The sequence below is a fragment of the Micromonospora sp. DT68 genome, assembly GCF_049847245.1.
Taxonomy (GTDB): Bacteria; Actinomycetota; Actinomycetes; order Mycobacteriales; family Micromonosporaceae; genus Micromonospora; species Micromonospora profundi.
Window position 1 is genome coordinate 1 of the sequence record NZ_JBNCNZ010000058.1, and the last position, 890, is coordinate 890.

The window sequence follows — 890 nt, forward strand, 5'->3', positions numbered from 1 at the left end:
TTCTCGGCAGTTGCGGGTGGTCTCGTGGTAGCCGCCTCATCGCCCGGCGGCCGGCTGAACGAGGTCCGGGCCGCCGGTGTGCGGCGTCGGGAGGTAGCCGAGGTACCGCTGCGGCAGTGCCGCCACGCAGGCCCCGGAGCATGCGTTTGCCAGCAACGGCAACACGTCGGTGGCGACCAGGCCAGAGATCCAGACCTGGCGAAGCTCACCGTCAACCGGCCCATCGCAGACGCTGCAGGTTCGCACCGCGTCGCAGCCCCACACGTCTGGGTCGAGCGCGGCGAAGTCCGTCTCTACCGCTCGGGTCACCGCCCGCAGCCGCGGAAACGGCGGGCGGAACCTGAAGTTGCCATAGAGGACGCGCGTGCTCACCGTGCGGTCGGCTAGCTCGCGGCAAATCAGGGTGACTGACCTGAGGGCCTCGACTGGCACCTGCGGCGACGTCATGCGGATCCGAGGAGGTCCCACCGGTTGCCGGCGATGTCGAGGAAGACCGCGACCCGGCCATAGGGCTCGGCCCGTGGCTCCCGGACGAAGGTGACACCGGCCTCGACCATCCGTCGGTAAGCGGGGTCGAAGTCGTCGACTCGGAGGAAGAACCCGACTCGGCCGGCTACCTGGTTACCGGTTGCGGCACGTTGGTGTTCGCCGTCGGCGCGAGCGAGGAGAATCCCGGTCTGGGCACCCGGCGGCCGGACGACGACCCACCGCTTGGGCCGCCCGTCAGTGGTCAGCGACGGGGAATCCTCGACGAGATCGAAGCCGAGTACGTCGGTGAAGAACGCGATCGCGGGGTCGTACTCGTCAACGATCAGGGCCACCAAGTCGATCTGCACCACGGCAGCGTACGCAGGTCCGTCGTGCTCGCCGCCCGTGCTCCGACAGCGGCA

At 69.2% G+C, this 890-nt stretch carries 2 protein-coding genes; both read right to left on the reverse strand.

Annotated features, from left to right (window positions below; translation table 11 throughout):
• Positions 1-36: 36 nt before the first annotated feature.
• Entirely contained in the window at positions 37-447 is a 411-nt protein-coding gene (locus ACPXB1_RS30610; protein ID WP_355631848.1) for a hypothetical protein, read from the reverse strand.
• Positions 444-839: a VOC family protein gene (locus tag ACPXB1_RS30615; RefSeq protein ID WP_355598207.1), complete on the reverse strand. Its 396-nt coding sequence runs from the start codon at positions 837-839 to the stop codon at positions 444-446. Before ACPXB1_RS30615 ends, ACPXB1_RS30610 begins: the two co-directional genes overlap by 4 nt.
• Between the last annotated feature and the right edge of the window lie 51 nt (positions 840-890).